20 protein-coding genes and 1 pseudogene are annotated in these 20,349 nt (G+C 65.6%); 9 read left to right on the top strand and 12 right to left on the bottom strand.

The genetic code is table 11. The features are described 5' to 3' along the window. Window positions 1-48 precede the first annotated feature (48 nt). A complete protein-coding gene (locus tag AC4EEO_RS02080) occupies window positions 49-804 on the bottom strand; it encodes an IclR family transcriptional regulator (RefSeq protein ID WP_018761057.1) in 756 nt (251 codons plus the stop codon). Between the two features lie 221 nt (window positions 805-1,025). On the opposite strand from AC4EEO_RS02080, the gene AC4EEO_RS02075 reads away from it, so the two are divergent. From AC4EEO_RS02075 to AC4EEO_RS02060, 4 genes are read left to right on the top strand one after another with little or no spacing between them, the layout of a single operon-like run. Beyond that, window positions 1,026-2,477, top strand: coding sequence for an NAD-dependent malic enzyme (locus AC4EEO_RS02075; protein WP_491339760.1), 1,452 nt, complete (start codon window positions 1,026-1,028; stop codon window positions 2,475-2,477). 34 nt (window positions 2,478-2,511) lie between these two features. Next, window positions 2,512-4,110, top strand: a complete 1,599-nt coding sequence (gene aceB / locus AC4EEO_RS02070) for a malate synthase A (RefSeq protein ID WP_285319803.1) — start codon at window positions 2,512-2,514, stop codon at window positions 4,108-4,110. A gap of 1 nt (window position 4,111) precedes the next feature. Continuing rightward, the gene (locus AC4EEO_RS02065) at window positions 4,112-5,386 is read left to right on the top strand and encodes a DUF6986 family protein (RefSeq protein WP_285319802.1); all 1,275 of its coding nucleotides are present in this window, start codon (window positions 4,112-4,114) and stop codon (window positions 5,384-5,386) included. Window positions 5,387-5,402: 16 nt separating this feature from the next. Next, the gene (locus AC4EEO_RS02060; RefSeq protein WP_018761053.1) at window positions 5,403-6,215 is read left to right on the top strand and encodes a bifunctional allantoicase/(S)-ureidoglycine aminohydrolase; all 813 of its coding nucleotides are present in this window, start codon (window positions 5,403-5,405) and stop codon (window positions 6,213-6,215) included. Window positions 6,216-6,302: 87 nt separating this feature from the next. Here AC4EEO_RS02060 and AC4EEO_RS02055 read toward each other — a convergent pair. The 4 genes and pseudogenes from AC4EEO_RS02055 to AC4EEO_RS02040 all read right to left on the bottom strand — a co-directional run bounded on the left by AC4EEO_RS02055 (window position 6,303) and on the right by AC4EEO_RS02040 (window position 10,450). Next, window positions 6,303-7,483 (bottom strand): annotated as a pseudogene (locus AC4EEO_RS02055) (zinc-dependent alcohol dehydrogenase). A gap of 43 nt (window positions 7,484-7,526) precedes the next feature. Continuing rightward, on the bottom strand, window positions 7,527-8,237 hold the full coding sequence (locus tag AC4EEO_RS02050; protein ID WP_491339759.1) for an HAD family hydrolase: 711 nt from the start codon (window positions 8,235-8,237) through the stop codon (window positions 7,527-7,529). Next, the gene (locus AC4EEO_RS02045) at window positions 8,237-8,527 is read right to left on the bottom strand and encodes a YegP family protein (RefSeq protein ID WP_018761050.1); all 291 of its coding nucleotides are present in this window, start codon (window positions 8,525-8,527) and stop codon (window positions 8,237-8,239) included. The genes AC4EEO_RS02050 and AC4EEO_RS02045 overlap by 1 nt, the downstream gene beginning before the upstream one ends. A gap of 114 nt (window positions 8,528-8,641) precedes the next feature. Next, complete coding sequence (locus AC4EEO_RS02040; RefSeq protein WP_491330611.1) at window positions 8,642-10,450, bottom strand: glycoside hydrolase family 15 protein; 1,809 nt, start codon at window positions 10,448-10,450, stop codon at window positions 8,642-8,644. Window positions 10,451-10,490: 40 nt separating this feature from the next. Between AC4EEO_RS02040 and AC4EEO_RS02035 the strand changes: the two genes are divergently transcribed. Together AC4EEO_RS02035 and AC4EEO_RS02030 are read left to right on the top strand one after the other, a co-directional pair. Next, on the top strand, window positions 10,491-11,222 hold the full coding sequence (locus AC4EEO_RS02035) for a DUF72 domain-containing protein (protein WP_285319797.1): 732 nt from the start codon (window positions 10,491-10,493) through the stop codon (window positions 11,220-11,222). Between the two features lie 31 nt (window positions 11,223-11,253). Beyond that, the gene (locus AC4EEO_RS02030) at window positions 11,254-12,366 is read left to right on the top strand and encodes an App1 family protein phosphatidate phosphatase (protein ID WP_133831726.1); all 1,113 of its coding nucleotides are present in this window, start codon (window positions 11,254-11,256) and stop codon (window positions 12,364-12,366) included. Window positions 12,367-12,393: 27 nt separating this feature from the next. Here the strand turns inward: AC4EEO_RS02030 and AC4EEO_RS02025 are convergent, their stop codons facing one another. The 3 genes from AC4EEO_RS02025 to AC4EEO_RS02015 form a co-directional block, all read right to left on the bottom strand. Beyond that, entirely contained in the window at window positions 12,394-13,941 is a 1,548-nt protein-coding gene (locus tag AC4EEO_RS02025; protein ID WP_491339758.1) for a glycoside hydrolase family 1 protein, read from the bottom strand. Between the two features lie 95 nt (window positions 13,942-14,036). After that, window positions 14,037-14,414 carry a hypothetical protein gene (locus AC4EEO_RS02020; protein ID WP_018761045.1) on the bottom strand — a complete coding sequence of 126 codons (378 nt, stop codon included), beginning with the start codon at window positions 14,412-14,414 and terminating at the stop codon, window positions 14,037-14,039. Window positions 14,415-14,510: 96 nt separating this feature from the next. Next, on the bottom strand, window positions 14,511-14,936 hold the full coding sequence (locus AC4EEO_RS02015) for an Hsp20/alpha crystallin family protein (protein WP_026264393.1): 426 nt from the start codon (window positions 14,934-14,936) through the stop codon (window positions 14,511-14,513). A gap of 142 nt (window positions 14,937-15,078) precedes the next feature. On the opposite strand from AC4EEO_RS02015, the gene AC4EEO_RS02010 reads away from it, so the two are divergent. After that, window positions 15,079-15,393, top strand: a complete 315-nt coding sequence (locus tag AC4EEO_RS02010) for a MerR family transcriptional regulator (RefSeq protein WP_491339757.1) — start codon at window positions 15,079-15,081, stop codon at window positions 15,391-15,393. Between the two features lie 34 nt (window positions 15,394-15,427). Here AC4EEO_RS02010 and AC4EEO_RS02005 read toward each other — a convergent pair whose 3' ends face one another. The 3 genes from AC4EEO_RS02005 to AC4EEO_RS01995 form a co-directional block, all read right to left on the bottom strand. Then, window positions 15,428-16,225 (bottom strand): phosphatase PAP2 family protein, encoded by a 798-nt coding sequence (locus AC4EEO_RS02005; protein ID WP_491339756.1) that lies wholly within the window; start codon window positions 16,223-16,225, stop codon window positions 15,428-15,430. 118 nt (window positions 16,226-16,343) lie between these two features. Next, window positions 16,344-17,222, bottom strand: a complete 879-nt coding sequence (locus AC4EEO_RS02000; RefSeq protein WP_491339755.1) for an NAD-dependent epimerase/dehydratase family protein — start codon at window positions 17,220-17,222, stop codon at window positions 16,344-16,346. A 41-nt stretch (window positions 17,223-17,263) separates the two neighbouring features. After that, a complete protein-coding gene (locus AC4EEO_RS01995; protein ID WP_491339754.1) occupies window positions 17,264-17,857 on the bottom strand; it encodes an adenylate kinase in 594 nt (197 codons plus the stop codon). A 290-nt stretch (window positions 17,858-18,147) separates the two neighbouring features. Between AC4EEO_RS01995 and AC4EEO_RS01990 the strand changes: the two genes are divergently transcribed. Beyond that, window positions 18,148-18,891, top strand: coding sequence for a GAF and ANTAR domain-containing protein (locus AC4EEO_RS01990; RefSeq protein ID WP_133831729.1), 744 nt, complete (start codon window positions 18,148-18,150; stop codon window positions 18,889-18,891). A 68-nt stretch (window positions 18,892-18,959) separates the two neighbouring features. Beyond that, window positions 18,960-19,367: a response regulator transcription factor gene (locus tag AC4EEO_RS01985; RefSeq protein ID WP_491339753.1), complete on the top strand. Its 408-nt coding sequence runs from the start codon at window positions 18,960-18,962 to the stop codon at window positions 19,365-19,367. A 52-nt stretch (window positions 19,368-19,419) separates the two neighbouring features. On the opposite strand, the gene AC4EEO_RS01980 is transcribed toward AC4EEO_RS01985, so the two are convergent. Then, window positions 19,420-20,256: an alpha/beta fold hydrolase gene (locus tag AC4EEO_RS01980; protein WP_491339752.1), complete on the bottom strand. Its 837-nt coding sequence runs from the start codon at window positions 20,254-20,256 to the stop codon at window positions 19,420-19,422. Between the last annotated feature and the right edge of the window lie 93 nt (window positions 20,257-20,349).

Raw genomic sequence — 20,349 nt, 5'->3', positions numbered from 1 at the left:
CACCTTCCAGCGAAGGTGCGGGCCGTCGTCGCCAGCAGTTCCGCAGTATCAGGTGCGGTTGAGCTCGCGGGAGATGGCCTCGGCGGCCTCGCGGAGGACGGGAACGGCCTTGTCGGCGAAGTTTTCGTCCACCCGGGACACCGGGCCGGACACCGAGATCGCGGTGGGCGTGGGGGCGTTGGGCACCGCCATCGCAAAGCAGCGGACACCGAGCTCCTGCTCCTCCTCGTCGATGGAGTAGCCCCGTTCGCGGATGAGCTTGAGGTCGGCCAGGAGTTCTTCGACGTCGCCAATGCTCTTGGCGGTGGGGGTGGGCATTCCGGCGCGGGCCACGATGCCGCGGACAGTGTCGTCGTCAAGCTGGGCCAGGATGGCCTTGCCGACGCCGGTGGCGTGGGTGTGGGCGCGCCGGCCCACCTCCGTGAACATGCGCATGGAGTGCAGCGAAGGGACCTGGGCCACGTAGATCACCATGTCCGAATCAAGCACGGCCATGTTGGAGGTCTCCCCCAGGCGGTCCACCAGGGTTTTGAGCTGCGGGCGGGCCAGGGCGCCGAGCTGCTTGTTGGCGCCTTCACCCAACCGGATCAGCCGGGGACCCAGGGCATAGCGCCGGTTGGGCAGCTGGCGGATGTAGCCGAGCGATACCAGCGTGCGGAGCAGGCGGTGGATGGTGGGAAGCGGCAAATCGGTCGACGAGGACAGCTCACTGAGCGTGACGTCGCCGCCGGCATCCGTGATGAGCTCCAGCAGCTCGAAGACGCGCTCCACCGACTGCACTCCGCCGGAGGCTTTTTCTGCCATTCCGTTGTCTCCTATGGCTCGGAATCCGACAACTCTTATCCGCATCGTGAAAAGAGTTGCTTAGACCACCCAACATACAGCACGGCAGGACGCGCGGCGATGTCCCTCGGCAGTCACATCACGAAGGGGTTGTGTTTCCATAAAGTAGATAATAATATCCATAATACGAAAATATTCGGATCAGAGCAGAAGCCGGACAAGGCCTAACAGGAGGACATTCAATGGCGAACCCCAGCCCCGGAAATTCGATCACCCTGCGCGTGGAAGCACCGTCGAGCTTCAGCGCCACCAGCGAACTCGCGGCAGCCGTCGGAGCAGCCGGCGCCGCAATCACCGCACTGGACGTCACCGAGTCCCACCACGAAACCCTCGTCGTCGACGTCACCTGCAACACCACCGACGACGCCCACGCCGCGCGGGTCAAGGACGCCCTCAACGCCCTCGACGGGGTCACCGTCCAGCACGTCTCGGACCGCACTTTCCTGATGCACCTCGGCGGCAAGCTTGAAGTGGTCCCCAAGGTCCCGCTGCGCAACCGCGACGACCTGTCGCGCGCCTACACCCCCGGCGTGGCCCGCGTCTGCCTGGCCATCGCCGAAGACCCCGCCGCCGCCCGCAACCTGACCGTCAAGCGCAACAGCGTCGCCGTCGTCACCGATGGCTCCGCAGTGCTGGGCCTGGGCAACATCGGCCCCGCCGCCGCCCTCCCGGTCATGGAAGGCAAGGCCGCCCTCTTCAAGCAGTTCGCCAACGTGGACGCGTGGCCGGTCTGCCTCGATACCCAGGACACCGAGGAAATCATCCGCACCGTCAAGCTCCTGGCCCCCGTCTTCGGCGGCGTGAACCTGGAGGACATCGCCGCGCCGCGCTGCTTCGAAATCGAAGCCCGCCTGCGCGAGGAACTGGACATCCCGGTGTTCCACGACGACCAGCACGGCACCGCCATCGTGACCCTCGCGGCACTGGTCAACGCGCTGCGCGTGGTGGACAAGAAGATCAAGGACGTGAAAATCGTGGTTTCCGGCGTCGGCGCCGCAGGCTCAGCGATTATCCAGCTGCTCAAGGCCCAGGGTGCCCGCCACATCGTGGCGGCAGGACGCTCGGGCGCCATCCACCAAGGCGAGACCTACAACGATCCGCACCGCACCTGGATCGCTGAGAACACCAACCAGGAGGGTTTCTCCGGCAGCCTGCACCAGGCCCTGGCAGGCGCGGACGTCTTCATCGGCGTGTCCGCCCCCAACATCCTCGACGAAGAGCACGTGGCCTCCATGGCAAAGGACTCCATCGTTTTCGCCATGGCCAACCCCACCCCCGAAGTGGACCCTGCCATCGCCTCCCGGCACGCCGCCGTCGTGGCCACCGGCCGCAGCGACTTCCCCAACCAAATCAACAACGTCCTCGCCTTCCCGGGCCTCTTCCGTGGGCTCCTGGACGTCGGAGCGAGCGACATCACCCCGGAAATGCTGGTGGCCGCCGCGGAGGCAATCGCCAACCGGGTGAATGATAATGAGCTCAATGCCAGCTACATCATCCCGAGCATCTTCGACCCGCACGTGACCGCCAACGTCGCGGCGGCCGTCGCGGCCGCGGCCCACGCCTCACATGTGGCAACGGCTGCCGTTCCCGCCGATTCCGCCAAGGAGCCGGTGGCAGCACTGGCCTCCGCCTGACCCCCCGACTTCCCGCACAAGGAAAGGACCAGAAATGGCCATCACCGTCACAGATCCCCGGCCGATCAACCGCGCTGAGGAGATCCTCACCCCCAAGGCACTGGCCTTCGTGGAGGAGCTCCACAACCGGTTCGCCGGCACCCGCAACGAGCTCCTGGCGGCCCGTGCCGCCAAGCGGCAGCGGGTGGCAGAGACCGGCAAGCTGGACTTCCTGCCGGAGACGCAGGAGGTGCGCGACGGCGACTGGAAAGTTGCGCCCGCACCCGCCGCCCTGCAGGACCGCCGGGTGGAAATGACCGGGCCTGCCTCACCGGCGAAGATGGCCATCAACGCCCTGAACTCGGGAGCCAAGGTGTGGCTGGCGGACCTCGAGGACGCCAGCACCCCCACCTGGGCCAACGTCATTGACGCCATCCTCAATCTCCGGGACGCCGCGCAAGGCACACTGAGCTACACGTCGGAGGAAGGCAAGGAGTACCGGCTCCGCACCGACGCGCCGCTGGCTGTGGTGGTGGCCCGGCCCCGCGGCTGGCACATGCAGGAAAAACACCTGCTGCTCAACGGCGAACCCGCAGTGGGTGCCCTGGTGGACTTCGGGCTGCACTTCTTCCACATCGCCAAGCAGCTGGTGCTCAACGGCCAGGGCCCCTACTACTACCTGCCCAAGATGGAGAGCCACCTTGAGGCCAGGCTGTGGAATGACGTCTTCGTGTTCGCCCAGGACTACCTTGGCCTCCACCAGGGCACCATCCGGGCAACGGTCCTGATCGAGACCATCCCGGCAGCCTTCGAGATGGACGAAATCCTCTACGAACTGCGGGACCACGCCTCGGGCCTGAACGCAGGCCGCTGGGACTACCTGTTCAGCATTATCAAGTACTTCCGCGATGCCGGCGAGGAATTCGTCCTCCCGGACCGCGCCTCCGTGGCGATGACCGCCCCGTTCATGCGCGCCTACACCGAGCTCCTGGTCAAGACCTGCCACCGGCGCGGCGCCTTCGCCATGGGCGGCATGGCCGCGGTCATCCCCAACCGGCGCCACCCGGAAGTAACCGAAGCCGCGTTCGAGAAGGTGCGGGCGGACAAGACGCGCGAGGCCAACGACGGCTTCGACGGCTCCTGGGTTGCGCACCCGGACCTGGTCTCCACCTGCCGGGAGGTCTTCGACTCCGTGCTGGGGGACAAGCCGAACCAGGTGGACAAGCAGCGCCCGGAAGTGTCGGTCACGGCGGAGCAGCTGCTCGACGTCTCCTCCGCCGACGGCCAGGTCACCGAGGCCGGGCTGCGCCTGAACCTCTATGTGGCCGTGGCCTACACGGCAGTGTGGCTGTCCGGAAACGGCGCCGTGGCCATCCACAACCTGATGGAGGATGCCGCCACCGCGGAGATCTCCCGCTCGCAGGTGTGGCAGCAAATCCGCAACAAGTCCATCCTGGCGGACACGGGCAACACGGTGACCAAGGAGCTGGTGGAACGGATCCTGGGCGAGGAAACCGAGCGGCTCCGGACCGAGTTCGGTGACGAAGCCTTCCGCCGCTACTACCAGCCTGCCAGCGACCTGATCGCGGACATCTGCCTCTCGGACGGCTACACGGACTTCCTCACCACCCCCGCGTACGAACTGGTGGGCTGAGATGGCAGCACCCAAACCCTCCCTTTCGGCTGCGGACCTGGCCCACATCGACGGACAGCTGGCCGCCACGGACCGGCTGCTGGAGCAGAACTACCCCGGCGACGACGGCTCACGCCAGCCCGTGCACACGGTGTACGTGCCCGCTGACCGTTTCACGCCGTCGCTCGCCGCGGACTGGGGCGCCCAGGCAACTGCGACGGCGGATGCGCACGGCGGCTTCGAAAAGCTGGGGCGGCTCCTGGGCCACAACGAAGGCCTTGCGGGGGCGGTAGCCACCCGGGTGGCGGCCAAACTGGCTGCCGAGCCGATCGAGGACTTGCGGCTGGACTTCGAAGACGGCTTCGGGGACCGGGGCGATGACGCCGAGGACGCCGCCGCGGTTGCCGCAGCGGCCGCGGTGGCCGCCGCCGTCCAGGCCGGGTCCGCTCCCCCGTTCATCGGCATCCGCTTCAAGTGCTTCGAGGCGCCCACCCGTGCCCGCGGCCTCCGCACCCTGGACCTGTTTGTCTCCGGCCTCGCCGCGGCCGGCGAACTCCCGGAAGGCCTGGTCCTGACCCTGCCCAAGGTCACCACCGTGGCCCAGGTCCAGGCGATGGACTACGCGGTGTCCAGGCTGGAGAATATCCACTCCCTGCCCGCCGGACGGCTCCGCTTCGAGGTCCAGGTGGAGACGCCGCAGCTGATCCTCGGCCCTGACGGCACCTCCCCGGTAGCGCAGCTGCCGCATGCCGTGCCCGGCAGGATCAGCGGGCTGCACTACGGCACCTACGACTACTCGGCATCGCTGCAGATCTCTGCCGAGTACCAGTCCATGGAGCACCCGGTGGCCGACTTCGCCAAGGAAGTCATGCAGCTGGCCGTCGCCGGCACCGGCATCAGGCTCTCCGACGGTTCCACCAACATCATTCCGGTGGGCGACAACGTGGAGAACGCCTGGCAGCTGCACGGCCGGCTGGTCCGGCGGTCGCTGGAGCGCGGCTACTACCAGGGCTGGGACCTGCACCCCGCCCAGCTGGCCAGCCGCTTCGCAGCCACCTATGCCTTCTACCGTGAGGGCCTGCCCGCCGCGGCGGGCAGGCTGCGCAACTACGTGGAACGGACCGAAGGCGGGGTCATGGACGAGCCCGCCACCGCCCGGGCCCTGGCCGCATTCGTACTCCGCGGAGTCCAGTGCGGCGCCGTCGGTGCCGAGGAAGTCCAGGCGCTTGCCGGCGTCGGAATTCCGCAGCTGACCGGCCTGGCGCATCCTCGGCTCGCCACCACTTCCAACTCCTAGGCAAAGGATCCCTCTCATGGGCAAGTACTACTCCCCCACCGGCGGACTCCCGCCGCAGACCCACCTGACCACCGAGCGTGCCATCGTGACCGAGGCGTATACGGTGATCCCCAAGGGCGTCATGACGGACATCGTCACGTCCAACCTGCCCGGCTTTTCGAACACCCGGTCCTGGATCATCGCCCGTCCCATCTCCGGCTTTGCCACCACGTTCTCCCAGCTGATCGTGGAAATCGGCCCGGGCGGCGGGGCTCCCAAGGCCGAGTTCGAGGCCGGCGTCGAAGGCGTCATCTTCGTAACCCGCGGCAAGGTCAACCTCACCCTGGACGGCGAACTGCACCCGCTGGAGGAAGGCGGCTATGCCTACCTGGCCGCTGGTTCGGAGTGGGGCCTGGAGAACGTTTCGGACGACGTCGTGTCCTTCCACTGGATCCGCAAGGCCTACGAACGGCTTGAAGGATACGAGGCGAAGTCCTTCGTCACCAACGAGAAGGACGTGGAGCCCACGTCCATGCCGGACACGGACGACGTCTGGAAGACCACCCGGTTCACGGACTCCAACGACCTCGCCCACGATATGCAGGTGAACATCGTGACGTTCCAGCCCGGCGGCGTGATCCCGTTCCCGGAAACCCATGTCATGGAGCACGGCCTGTACGTCCTGGAGGGCAAGGCCATGTACCTGCTGAACAACGACTGGGTGGAGGTGGAAGCGGGTGACTTCATGTGGCTGCGCGCCTTCTGCCCGCAGGCCTGCTACGCCGGCGGGCCCGGCGAGTTCCGGTACCTGCTGTACAAGGACATGAACCGACAGGTGAAGCTCACCTAGGCGCGCACTCCGGGCCTGCAAAGACAAAGCAGGGGCTGTTACGGAAGATCCGTAACAGCCCCTGCTTTGGTATCCAGGTACCCGGGCTCAGGCGCCCGGGTTAAGGACCACTTTGATACAGCCGTCTTCTTTTTCTGGAACTTTTCATACAGGGCGGGCGCGCCATCCAAGCCCGCACGGTGGGTGACCAAGTCCATTACGCCCAGAGGATCGTCGTCGTCCTCCACCAGGGGGAGCAAGCGGTCCGTCCAGTTACGCACGTTGCACTGCCCCATCCGGACCTGCAGTTGCTTATCGAACATGGTCAGCATGGGCAGCGGGCTGGCCTGGCCGCCGTAGACGCCGCTCAGCGACAGGGTGCCGCCGCGGCGGACCGCGTCGATGGACGCATGCAGGGCGGCCAAACGGTCCACGCCGCCTGTCTCCATGGCTTTCTGCGCCAGTTTGTCCGGCAGCAGCCCAAGCGCCTGGTGTGCAAATCCTGCCAGGGGGGAACCGTGGGCTTCCATGCCGACGGCGTCCACCACCGCGTCCGGGCCGCGCCCAGCGGTCATCTCCCGGAGTTCGTCCCCAATGGTCTTGCCGTAGTCGAGCGTTTCCACGCCGTGCCGCGCCGCCATTGCGCGCCGTTCGGGGACGGGATCAATACCGATCACCCGGAAACCACGATGTACGCCAATGCGGCCGGCGAACTGGCCCACGGGTCCCAGCCCGAACACGGCAAGGGTGCCGCCGGCCGGGACATCCGCGTACTCCACGGCCTGCCAGGCGGTGGGCAGGATGTCGGAGAGGAACAGGTACCGCTCATCCGGAAGCTCCTTGCCAACCTTCACAGGACCGTAATCCGCGTGCGGCACACGCAGGTATTCGGCCTGGCCACCCGGAACGGAGCCGTAAAGCTCGGAATACCCAAACAGCGCCGCGCCGGAGCCCTGCTCCGTGACCTGTGTGGTTTCGCATTGAGACTGCAAGCCCTGCCTGCACATGAAGCACGTGCCGCACGAGATATTGAAAGGGACCACGACGCGGTCGCCTTTGCGGAGGTTGGTGACCCCGCTGCCCACCTCCTCCACGATGCCCATCGGCTCATGTCCAATGACATCGCCCTTGTGCATGTAGGGGCCCAGTACCTCGTAAAGGTGCAGGTCGCTGCCGCAAATGGCCGTGGACGTGATGCGGACAATCGCGTCCGTCGGTTCCTGGATCACCGGATCAGGAACTTCCTCCACGCTTACAGAACGCTTGCCTTGCCACGTCAGTGCTTTCACAGTTTCCCTTTCGCGCTGATTTCCCTGGTGCAGTTCGGGTGGATCAGTTGCTCCCGCGCGCCAGCAGCCGGCCAATGGCGCTTGAGCCAAGGTTTTCCAGCAGGTGACGGGGGCTTTCATAGACCTCGACGGCGCCCGCGGCCCTGAGTTCAGTCGCGCTGATTCCGCCGCAGGTGACGCCGATGGCGGGAATATCCAGCGCAGCAGCAGCCTTCATGTCCCACACGGCGTCACCGACATACACGGCGTTCGCGGCGTCGATTCCGAGCGCTTTCAGGGCCGCCGCGAGGATGTCCGGCGCAGGCTTGCTTTCCTCAGCGTCCTTGGAACTCGTGGCGGCATCGATAAAGGCGTCCGCGTCCAGCACGGAGCGCATTACCTGCAAGTCCCTTTCCCGGGCCGAGGACGCCAGTGCCACCGCCAAGCCGTCCGAGTGGCATTGCTCCAGGAGCTCCTTTGCCCCTGCGAAAGCACGCAGCGAGGGCCAGTGCGAGGCATACAGGGCGCCGTGGCTGGCCATGACGTCGTCGTCTTCGGAGCGGTCCCGGTCCGGCGGCAGGAGGTTGTCCACCAGGCGGGCGCCGCCCATGCCGACAAAGTGGTGGATGGCCGCCATCGGAACATCGTGTCCGTACTGGCGGAACGCGCCCCACCAGGCGAGCGTATGGATATAGGACGAGTCGATCAGCGTCCCGTCAACGTCAAAAAGGACTCCGTGGCGTCCATTGTCAGGTGGCAAAGAGGCTCCGGGCATCAGCCGACGGCCGTCCGCCGCACATCCGGCGCTTTTTTCCGTTTCGCCGCGTCTTCCTTCGGGGAGCTGACAGGCCGCACCCGCTCCCGTATCACCGAACCCGCGCCATCCAGGCTCTTGTCCCGAATGAGTCCCGTGCCCGCGATCTCCCTGGCCATGGCAATGCCTGCGACGGCCGCCCGTTTAGTCGGGAAAGTCACTGAAATGGCCATCAGGTTCCCGCTTCCGTCCATCATCCTGATCCGGTATCCGCCGTCAGGGGCATCCACGAGTTCAAAAAATCCGGCCACAACTATCACTCCTCCGTCAATCACGGCATTGTGCTGGGGAGCACTCCATGAGGTGTTAGTAAGTATACTTATCTATCCCGCGAAGGAGAAGTTGCGGCCCCGGCCCGCGCCGCCTCAGCGCGAGTCCGCCCCTTCCGGCGGAATGGGAGCGTCACTGCGCCGAACCGTATCCTGATGCAGTTCCAGGGCGCTAGTCACAAGGGCGAAGTGGCTGAACGCCTGTGGCGTGTTACCCAACTGGCGGCCGGCTTTGACCGCCCATTCTTCGCTCAGCAGCCCCACATCGTTGCGCAGTTCCAGCAACCGTTCGAACAGTTCCCGTGACTCTTCGTGTCGTCCGGCGCCGAGGAGCGCCTCCACCAACCAGAATGAGCAGGCCAGGAAGACGCCCTCATCCCCAGGCAAGCCGTCGTCGCTTTGTTCCGGCCGGTACCGGAGCACGAACCCGTCCTGGGTCAGCTCCTGTTGGATGGCCTCGATGGTCCCCACCACTTTGGGATCGTCCGGGGGCAGGAAGCCCACCCTGGGAATCAACAGCAGGCTGGCGTCCAGCTCAGGCCGGCCATAGGACTGGACGAACGTGTTGCGCTCCGCGTCGTAGCCGTTGGCCAGGATGTCCTGCCGGATCCGGTCCCGCAACGCCTCCCAGCGCTCCACCGGCCCAGGCAGCCCGGAGTCCCGCACTCCCTTGACCATCCGGTCCGCGGCCACCCATGCCATGACCTTGGAGTGCGTAAAGTGCCGGCGCGGCCCCCGCATTTCCCAGAGCCCGTTGTCCGGCTGGTCCCAGATGGTCTCCAGGTGCTCCATCAGGGCAATCTGGACGTCCCAGGCCTCGTCCGTGTGCTTGAGCAGCGAGTTCCGGGTCAGCGCCAGGCAGTCAAGGACCTCACCCCATACGTCCAACTGGAATTGCTCGGCCGCCGCATTTCCGATCCGCACCGGAGCGGAATTCTCGTAGCCCTTCAACCAGGGCAGTTCCATCTCCGGCAGCCGCCGCTCGCCGTGGATCCCATACATGATCTGCAGGTCCGCGGGGTCTCCTGCCACAGCACGGAGCAACCAGTCCCGCCAAGCGGCCGCTTCGGCCTTGTACCCGGCAGCCAGCAGCGCCTGGAGGGTCATGGTGGCATCCCGCAGCCAGCAATAGCGGTAGTCCCAGTTGCGTTGGCCGCCCGGCTGTTCCGGCAGCGATGTTGTGACAGCGGCGACGATCCCCCCGGTGGGCGCGTAGGTAAGGGCCTTGAGGGTTACCAGGGAGCGCACCACGGCATCCTGGTACTTCCCTTGGACCGTGCATTGCGAGGACCAGCCCTGCCAGAACTCGAACGTGCTGTGCAGGACTTTTTCCGCCTCGACCGAAACCGGCCGGCCCACATGGCTGGGAGCCCACGTCAGCACGAACGGCACTTTCTCGCCCGCATTGACCGTGAAGTCGCTGACGGTATGCATGTTCTCGCCATGCAAGGGTGCGGGGGTCACCAGGTAGACGGCGTCCGGGCCGGCGATGGCGTGCAGGCCGCGCTTGTCCTTACGCACCCAGGGCACGATATGCCCATAGTCGAAGCGAAGCACCAACTCGCCGTGCATCTTTACGCTGCCGCTCACACCCTCGACGATCCGGACGATGTCGGCCACGGAGTCGCGGGGCGGCATGAAGTCTGTGACGCGAACCGTTCCGTCCGGCGTTTCCCACTCGGTATCCAGGATCAGGCTTCCGTCGCGGTAGCTCCGGCGGGTGCAGGTACCACCGCCTTCCGGAGCCAGCAGCCAGCGCCCGGCGTCCGGTGAGTCCAACAAAGCGTTGAAACACGCAGGGGAATCGAACCGCGGCAGGCAGAGCCAGTCGATCGAACCCTCCTTGCTGATGAGGGCACCTGTGTGAAGGTCGCCAACGACCGCATAATCCTCAATTCGCGCCATGGCATTACCCTGCCACACAACACTGTAGGAACATCGAAGAATGGCAGTCCACATCGGTACCTCCGGCTGGAGCTACGACCATTGGGAGAACGTCCTGTACCCGCCCGGCCTGCCGGTCCGGGACCGGCTCCAACGCTATGCCGCCAGGTTCAGCACAGTTGAGCTGAATGCCAGCTTCTACCGCTGGCCCCGCGACACCACCTTCGCCGGCTGGAACAGGCGGCTGCCACCCGGTTTCAGCATGTCCGTCAAGGCTCCCCGCGGCCTTACCCACGCCCGCAAGCTGTACGCACCCGAAGTCTGGGTGGAACGCATCGCCCGGTGCTGGCATGAACTGGGGGACAAACGGGCTGTGCTCCTGGTCCAGCTCCCGCCGCAGTTGGGCCGCGACGACGCCCGGCTGGAGTACTTCCTGGCAGCGGTTCCGGAATGGATCCGGGTTGCCATTGAGTTCAGGCACCCCAGCTGGGACTGCCCGGAGGTGTTTTCCCTGTTGGAGCGGCACCAGGCGGCCTATTGCATCATGAGCGGCGCCAACCTGCCGTGCATCCTGCGCGCCACCGCGCCATTTACCTATGTCCGCCTGCATGGTCCCGACCACGAGCACTTGTACGGCGGCTCCTACTCGGAGGCCGACCTGCACTGGTGGGCGGACCGGATCCGCGAATGGGACAGCGGCGGCCTGGACGTCTACGCGTACTTCAACAACGACGGCGGCGGGAACGCCGTGCGAAACGCCGAAACACTGCGTGGGATCCTCGGCGCCGGCTGATCCGAACTCCACGCTGTGGCAGAGTGGTGGCATGGACACGGCTCCCCAGCATCCGGCCCGGAAGACGGCACGCAAGCCCACGCAGGCGGTGCTGGCCCAGTACGCCCTCTCCGGGAACCAGGCCTTCCGGCTGGCCCACCGGGTCTCGGACGCGGTCAACAGCCTGCGGATCCGGCTGGCGAAGCGCTGGAATTTCGTGCCGCAGACCATCGCCTACCAGGGGTACGGTTCCACGACCCGGGTACGTGTGCTGGGCCGCGTGCTGCTGACGCAGAAGCCGCTGCCGGGAAGCCGGGCGGAGCGGGAAGCGAAAATCGGCAACCAGAACATCCGCGGCTGGCGTGCCTTCACTGGCGTGCCGCTGCAGTTTTCCGACGTCGAGATCACCATCGGCGACGTCGTCACCCACATGACCGCGGACCGGGGCGGACTGATCGACACCGAAGTGGACGTCCAGCTTCCCCCCGGCTGGCACACGGCGGTCCTGCGCGCTGAGGGAACCGAACCGGCCGAGGCGCTGATCCAGGTGATCGCACCGGAGGTGAAGTTCGGAATCGTCTCGGACATCGACGACACCGTCATGGTGACCGCGCTGCCCCGGCCCTTCCTGGCGCTGTGGAACACCTTCGTGCTCAGCGAACGGGCACGGATGGCCACTCCGGGCATGGCGGTGCTGCTGGACCGGCTGACCATCGAGCATCCCGATGCCCCCGTCATTTACCTGTCGACGGGCCCCTGGAATGCGGCCCCCACCCTGGGACGCTTCCTGACCCGCAACATGTACCCCAAGGGCGCGCTGCTCCTGACGGACTGGGGCTTGACCCAGGACCGATGGTTCCGGAGCGGCCAGGAACACAAGCGGCGGAACCTGGATCGCCTGGCGCAGGAATTCCCGGACATGCGGTGGCTCCTGATCGGTGACAACGGCCAGCACGATGAAGCCATCTATTCGGCGTTCGCCGCGGAAAACGCCGACAAGGTGGCGGCCATCGCCATCCGGCAGCTGTCCGTCAGCGAATCGGTGTTCGCCGGCGGCCACTCCGAAGACGGTGACCACACCTCATCAAAAGTTCCGTGGATCTACTCCCCGGACGGGGCAGGCATCGCCAAGCAACTGGCCATGCTGGACCTGCTCCGGGGCTGACCCCGAACCGGCCCGGCCCCGCACGGTCTAGGCGCTGGCACCCAGCGCCGCGCCGTCGTCGGGCGCTTCACTGCCGTCCAAGGCCTCCGGAACAACGGCCTGGGCGATGGCGGCATCCGCGGCCAAGGCGAGGTCGCGTTCCTCGATGAGCTCCTGGAACCAGAAGTAGGAGGCCTTGGGCGTCCGCTCCAGGGTCTCGAAATCCACGTGCAGGAGGCCGAACGGCTGCTTGTATCCGGCGGACCATTCGAAGTTGTCCAGGAAGGACCATACGTAGTAGCCGCGGAGGTCAACCGATTCGGCTTCGCCGCCGGGGGCCGTGGCCTTCAAGGCGGCCTCAAGGTGGTCGGAAATGTACTTCAGCCGGCGCTCGTCGGGAATGAACCTTGTATTGGTGGACTTGTCCCGGACAATGATGTCCTCAAAGCTCGCTCCACCCTCGGTAATGATCACCGGAGGCAGGTTGGGGTACCGCTCCGCCATCTCCTTCAGGGCGACCGCCATGTACTCGGGCTTGACCGGCCACCCGTAGGCGGTGATGTCCGCTTCAGGCCACGCCTCGACGTGGAACGGTGTGGCACCGCCGCCTGCTGCGTTGAGGTCGCTCCCCATCGCCTCCGCCATGCTCGGCGGCACCGCGCCGCTTCCGGGCCCCACGGCGACCTTGGTGGGCATGTAATAGTTCAACCCGTAAAAATCCAGGGGCTGCGAAATGATCTGCATGTCCTCCTCGGGATGCTCGAAGGAGCTGAAGAACTTGGCCGCCCGGATCACGTCCGGGTACTTGCCGGTCAGGACCGGGTCCGCGTACAGCCGGTTCTGGCCCAGGTCCATCAGGCCGGCGCTGAGCTTGTCCAGAGGGTTGATGGAGTTCGGCACCATGGGGGAATAGACGTTGGTCATGCCGATCTCTCCCGGCACCCCAGCGGCACGGAGTGCCTGGACCGCCAGGCCGTGGCCGAGCAGCTGGTGGTGGACGGTGGGGAATGCACCCAGGGCCAGCTCCTTGCCGGGTGAATGCACTCCCAGCGAGTAGCCGTTGGCGCTCACCGTTGCCGGTTCGTTGATGGTGACCCAGCGGGCCACCCGGTCGCCGAACGCATCGGCTACGAGGCCCGCATACTCCCCCAGCCGGTAGGCCATGTCCCGGTTCATCCAGCCGCCCGCCTCGTCCAGCTCCAGCGGCGTGTCCCAGTGGTAGATGGTGGCCATGGGTGAGATCCCGTTGGCCAGGAGTTCATCCAGGAGCCGGTCGTAGAACGCCAGGCCCGCACGGTTTACCGGCCCGGTTCCGCCGGGCTGGATGCGGGGCCAGGAGAACGAGAAGCGGTACGAGTCCACGCCCAGCTGCTTCAGCAGGGCCACGTCCTGCGGCATGCGGTGGTAGTGGTCGGTGGCTATGGCCGGGCTGTGGTCCCCCACGATAGCCCCGGGCTTGGCGGCAAACACTTCCCAGCCGGACTTGCCGCGGGCGTCTTCGTCCAGCGCCCCTTCAATCTGGAATGCTGCGGTGGCGACGCCAAGCGTGAACCCCGGGGGGATAAGCGCTGCGAGGTCCTTGGCGGATTTGTGCATGGAGGCCAGCCTTTGTTGCAGTGGTTCGGGTACGTCTCAGGATTACACAGCAGGGACAGGCTGACGAACAGCCACTCCCTTGGCCGGCACGTTGGCTACTGCGAGCCGAAGAGGAACTCCTTGGCGTGCGCCACTGCCTTGCGGAAGGCGTCATTGCGCAGGGTCACCAGATGCTCTGCGTCGCCGTCGGACGGTTCCAGGTACCCGGTGTAGCCGGGCCGCAGGACCCAGATATCGCCGGCAGGTGGAAGGTAGAACACGCCGAAGGACCGTTGCTGCGCCTCATCGGCCGTCCAGATGGGGACCACTGCCAAGGCAGCACCGGTGGCCGGGTTGATCCACTGCGCCCGCGGCATGGGCTGCTCATGTGCTTCCGGGTCCAAAAACGGCGCAGTTCCCGGGCCCCACCGCTGCTCGAAGCGCTCATGGAATGCAGGAATCAGCGGTGAATCGTAGCGCCGCCACTCACTCATGGGGTTTCCGCCTCCTTGGATGAAGTCCTCTGTGCCCGCCAATGGCTGCCGGCGTCCCCACCCGAAGGCAGGGACGCCGGCGCAGCGCCACGGATCCTAGGCGTCGATCTGCTGCATGCCGCCTTGTTGGGTCTGGATCTCGATCTTTCGCGGCTTGGCTTGCTGGGCAACCGGGATCCGCAGGGTGAGCACGCCTTGGTCGTAGGCGGCCTTGATCCTGTCGGTATCCAGGGTGTCGCCCAGGATCAGTTGGCGGCTGAACACGCCGCGTGGACGCTCGGACGCCACCAGTTCCACGTTGGGCTGCGTGGGGTCCTTGCGTTCGGCCCGCACCGTCAGGACGTTCCGTTCCACGTTCAGGTCCACGGAGTCCACGTCCACGCCGGGAAGGTCGAACGCCACCACGAATTCGCCGTCTTCCTGCCAGGCGTCCATCGGCATGGCTGCCGGGCGGGCGGCGGTTCCCAAAACCTGCTGCGCGAGCCGGTCCAGCTCACGGAACGGGTCCGTACGCATCAACATCATTTCCCACTCCTTCAGCTTCAAGGTGTCGGATATCCGTCCACCCACCACCTATTTATCTATGGTGGTGAATGTAGATTTTTTATAGCACCAGTGGGAAAATTGGGCAAGACCCTGTTGCGCGGATTTTTTGGGAGAACCCATGACGGAACCTGCAGGCGGCCGGCCCGGCCTCTCCCCCGGCCCACGCGCCCTGTACGCGATCTCGGTAGCGGCGGAACTGGCAGGCACCGGACAGCAGAACATCAGGCTGTACGAGGCGAAAGGTTTGCTGACGCCTGCCCGGACCGCAGGCGGCACGCGGCAATACAGCGAGGAGGACATCGCCGTGCTGCTTCGGATTGGCGAACTCCTCCAGGAAGGATTGAACCTCGCCGGTGTCGCCAAGGTCCTGGAGCTGGAGGCAGCAAACCTGAAACTGCACCGGGCGCTGAAACGGGCGCGGTCAAGGCCTTAGCGGGGCAGGAAGCCAACCGGCTCGTCGCGCCGGTTCACTCCTGCGGCGATTCCGCCTTGGAGAGCTCCCCGGTGATCGGTTCACCTTCGATCCTGGCCGTCCGCCAGGTGTCGAGGGCGATGACTCCGCCGAGGATCATCAGCGAGAGGGAGAACGACGCCAAGGTGTCAGTGGGCCAGTGGTAGCCCAGGTAAAGGCGGCTGGCGATCGCCAGGACAATTCCGATGCCGGCTCCAATAAATCCGAAAAGGGTTGCCCGCCGGCTGCGGCGCCGGGACACGATCAGGTACGCGCCCACCAGCAGGAAGTCGCAGGCACCCAGGACATGCCCGGATGGGAACGAGAACGTTTGGTCGGCACCGAACAACATCTGGTCCACCGGCGGCCGAGAGCGCTGCACGATGTGGAGGATGATCTGCGAAACGATCACCCCCGCCAGCATCGCGGACGCCAGCAGGATGGGCCGCCAGGCATGTTTGGCCGCGAAGCCCCAGACGAGGATCACCACCAGCACAATGATGGGCAGGGCGATGGGTCCAAAGAACACCGCCAGGAAAATCATGATGGCGGTGACGGTGCCCGAACGCGTGGTCAGCAGCCAGTCATGCACGGGTTCGTCGGCCACCGTCAATCCAGTGGACTGCACCACGCTGACAAGGATGGCGGTAAAGAGCGCCAGCCCCACTACGGAGAGGATGACCGACGCCCGGTACAGCCCGCGCCGGTCCGCCACGTCCACGTAGCGCTCCTCCACGACGAACTTCTCGTTGAAGGTATGCCATTTGCCGGCCTTGTGCTCCGCAACCCCGGACCCTGATGATCTCTGTACCAATGTGCTGCCTTGTCCCTGCGCCGTGATAAATGCTTAGGGCTGAACACTATCCCGGTGAAGGCCCATTCACTCCATCATGCGCCCGGCAATCGCGGCGGCCGCGGGAAAAACGCAGGCGCTACCCGATGCCGCCCGCCGTGCCGGCAGGAGCGGCTGCGTGGTTCCGCCAACTGTGCTCGGGTTCGAAGCCAAGCATGCGCCGGGCTTTGTCGATGGAGAGCATGGTTTCGTGTTCGCCCAGTTCCTTGGTGACCTTGACGCCGGGGAAGACCTCCGCGGCCAGGCTGGCGCTCGGGCGGCTCATAACGGTGTCTGCGTTGGCGATGATGAAGGCTTCAAAGCCGGGCTTTGCGTTCTCCAGTGCCCGGGCCACTGCCTGCGCACCGTCCCTGCCGTCGATGTAGCCCCAAAGGTTCCACTTGCGCAGCGTTGCGTCCTCATCGAACGAGGGGAACCGCTCGTAGTCAGACTCGTCCATGACGTTGGAGAAACGCAGCCCGGTGATGCTCAGCTCCGGGTCCCAGCGGGTCAGTTCCACGGCCATCCGTTCCTCCAGCGTCTTCACCAGGGAATAGGTGCTCTCCGGCCGGGGAGGGTATTCCTCGTCCACCGGAATGTAGGGCGGGTCGACGTCGAACGGCAGGCCGAGCACGGTCTCGCTGGAGGCGTACACCACTTTCTTGATGCCGGCCCGTCGCGCTGCTTGGAAGACGTTGTAGGTGGAGAGCATGTTGTTCTCGAACGTCGCGGCGTCCGGAAGGATGCCAGGGGCGGGGATGGCCCCAAGGTGCACCACGGCGTCGAATCCGTCGTGGCGGTCATCCACGCCCAGGAGCGCATCCACCACCTGGCCGTAGTTGCGCAGGTCCACCACCAGCAGGCCCGGGCTCCGGCTACCCGCGCGGTCCAGGTTGAGGACCTGGTGGCCGTCGTCGGTAAGCCGGCGCACCACGTGCCGGCCAAGTTTTCCGCTTCCGCCTGTAACCGCAATTCTCATCAGTGTTTCCTTCTGTTCGAGTCCACCATGCTTTGCTCCGGTCAGGATGGCCGTCGCGATGCTGCCAGGAATTGTTCGACGGCGGCAATCGCCAATGCGGTAATCTCCCCCGGATCCCCGCTGCCGTTGACGGATACCAGGATTCCCCGGCCCGCGTACACCGAGACTACTTCATGCGTCTGGCGGTGGTAGAGGTCCAACCTGCGTCGGAAGACGTCGATGGTGTCGTCGGTGCGGCCTTGTTCCTGCGCCCGCCGGTGCATGCGCTCTTCCAGTTCGGCGTCGGGAGCGCGCAACTCGATGACAGCGTCCAGCCCGTGCCCCTGGGCGGCGAGCATACTGTCCAGTTCCGTTGCCTGCGGTGCCGTGCGCGGGTAACCATCGAGCAGGAAACCGTGGCTGACGTCGCCATCAAGGAGGCGGTCCTTCACGAGGGCATTGGTGAGGTGGTCGGGAACGAAATGGCCGCCGTCGAGGTATACGGCAGCCTGGTTCCCCAGCTCCGTCTTCCGGCTGACGTTGCTGCGGAAGATATCCCCTGTGGACACCGCCGGGACCCCGAAGTGCCTGGCCAGGTGTTCAGCCTGGGTTCCCTTGCCGGAGCCCGGCGGGCCGATGATAAGAAGCCTGGTCATGTTCCTGTCCTCCCCGGCGGGCTGCCTTTGGGTTGGCGCCGCATCCGGTGGCCGGCTCCCGCTTCATTGTGCCGGTTACCCCCTGCATGGCGCCAGCGTCCGGGCTGTGACGGCGCAGCGGGCATGACGTTTCGCCTTCCTTGCGGATGTATATACTCTGGTTATCGGTTTAGCAGCGGGCCGTTGGAAAGTTCTTCGATCCAGCGACCATCACCGACTCCCCGCCCACATTGCGGGGCGTTTGTGTGTTGCCGGCTCGTTTTGACCTGAGCGAATGGCACCAAGAAACAGTGGCCAGCGAGTCAACAGCTAAACCCGATACATCCATAACCGAGTACCTGCATGAAATTGTCCTGGACAGCTCCGACGTCGAGGACTTCCTCAATGAGTTGGCGCAGGTCTCCGCGCGCAACCTCTCCGAACCCGGCGATGAGATGCTGTGCGCCGTCACCCTGCTCAGGCAGCGGAAGGGCACCACGGTAGCCAGCAGCAGCGATGAGGCACGGGTCATTGGACGGTTTGAGCACCGGTTCACCGAGACACCGGGCATGACTGCAGCAACAGCCCAGGAAACTGTCCACGTCCCGGATCTCAACGCTGATGGCCGCTGGCCCGACTACTCCTCAGCTGTGCAGGCAGAGGGGATCCGGTCCGTCGCGGCGCTCCCGTTCCGGCTGGAGGGCGACACCAAGGCAGCCTTGCTGCTCTACTCCGGCCGTGCGCACCGTTTCGAGGGCCGCATCATGAAATGCGCCGAGGATTTTGTCAGCCAGACCTCGCTGGCCCTGCGGCTGGCGATCCGCTTTGCGCACTTCAGCGAAACGGCGGCGAACCTCCGCGCCACCCTGGAAAGCCGGACCGTCATTGACATGGCCGTCGGGATCATCATGGCCCAGAACCGGTGCAGCCAGCAGGACGCCTTCGACATCCTGAAGACGGCGTCAAGCACCCGCAATTCCAAGCTTCACGATGTGGCCGCCGCCGTGGTCCACTCCCTGGGGCAGGGACCCGCGCGGACACATTACGACGGATAGGGCCAGGGCCCCGGACACCCGGCACAGGGGCGATAGACTGTTGCCAACTTTTTCGCCGGGGGGCTTGGATGGAACAGCAGCGCACCTGCCTTGTCGTTGAAGACAACGACGACATCCGCGGACTGATTTCAATAGTCCTTTCACGTGCGGGCTTCGTAGTGAAAGCCGTTGGCACCGGGTCGGAAGCCATCGCCGCGGCGTCCGACCCAGGCATCGCCCTGGTCACCTTGGACCTGGGACTCCCGGACATGGACGGGCACGTGGTTGCCCGTGCCATCCGCGCCAGGAGCTCTGCCCCGTTACTCTTCCTCACGGCCCGCTCGGAGGGGGATGACGTCCTGGCAGGCATGGCGTCCGGGGCCGCCGCCTACCTCACCAAGCCTTTCCACCCCAGGGAACTTGAAGCGCTGGCACGGCGGTTGTGCCCCACACCATTGGCAGAGGAGTCCAGCACCACCGGCACCTCCCTCTGCTGAGCGGAGCGGCATAGGGCGACGACGGGAGTCCCGCCGCCGCCCCGAGGATTCCTTACTTGGAAAGGAACCCGAGCAATGCCTCGTTGACCTCTGCGGCGTGCGTCCAGAGCAGGCCGTGCGGCGCGCCTTCGATCTCGACGTATTCCGCCGTGGGCAACGCCTTGGCGAACTGCCGCCCGGTCGAGTCGATGGGCAGGATGTTGTCGGCGGTGCCGTGGACGATCAAGGCGGGAACATCGATCTTGGGGATGTCCTGCCGGAAGTCCGTCAGCCACGTGGGCTGGGCGGCAACGGACGCGGTGGCACCGGCACCGGCGGCGAGGTTCCAGCTGGCGTCGACGGCTTCCTGGCTGAGGCGCGGAGTGCCCAGGAAGGTGTCCGAGTTGTAGAAATTCTTGAAGAATTCTGTGAAGAACGCATACCGGTCGGCAGTAACCGCGGCCTTGAGGCCGTCGAAAACGTCCTGCGGAACGCCGTCAGGATTGTCGTCGGTCTTGAGCAGGTAGGGCTCCAGGGATCCGAGGAATGCGGCGCGGGCCACCCGCGCCGAGCCATAGGTGCCAAGGTAGCGGCCCACCTCGCCGGTGCCCATGGAGAAGCCCACCAGCACCACGTTGTCCAGGTCCAGGGTGGTCAGCAGGGTGTTGAGGTCTGCCGCGAAGGTGTCGTAGTCGTAGCCGTCGGCAGGCTTGCTGGACTTGCCAAAGCCGCGGCGGTCGTAGGTGATGACCCGGTAGCCCGCGCCAAGGAGCGCGGCAGTCTGTTTTTCCCAGGACGATCCGTCCAGCGGGTAGCCGTGGATAAGCACCACGGGCTGGCCCGAACCGTGATCCTCGTAGTAGAGCTCGATGTCGGTGCTGTTCTCCGTACCAACGGTAATGAAAGCCATCGGGGTAAATTCCTTTCGAGACTGGCCGAAGCGGCCGGCGTCACGCCGTACCCCTCCTACTGTAGGTGGCCGCGCTGGCTCGCCCGCGATGGC

Source organism: Pseudarthrobacter sp. MOO13, from assembly GCF_058267655.1.
Note: the sequence above shows the minus strand (reverse complement) of the source record. Positions and strands in the feature narration are given on the sequence as shown.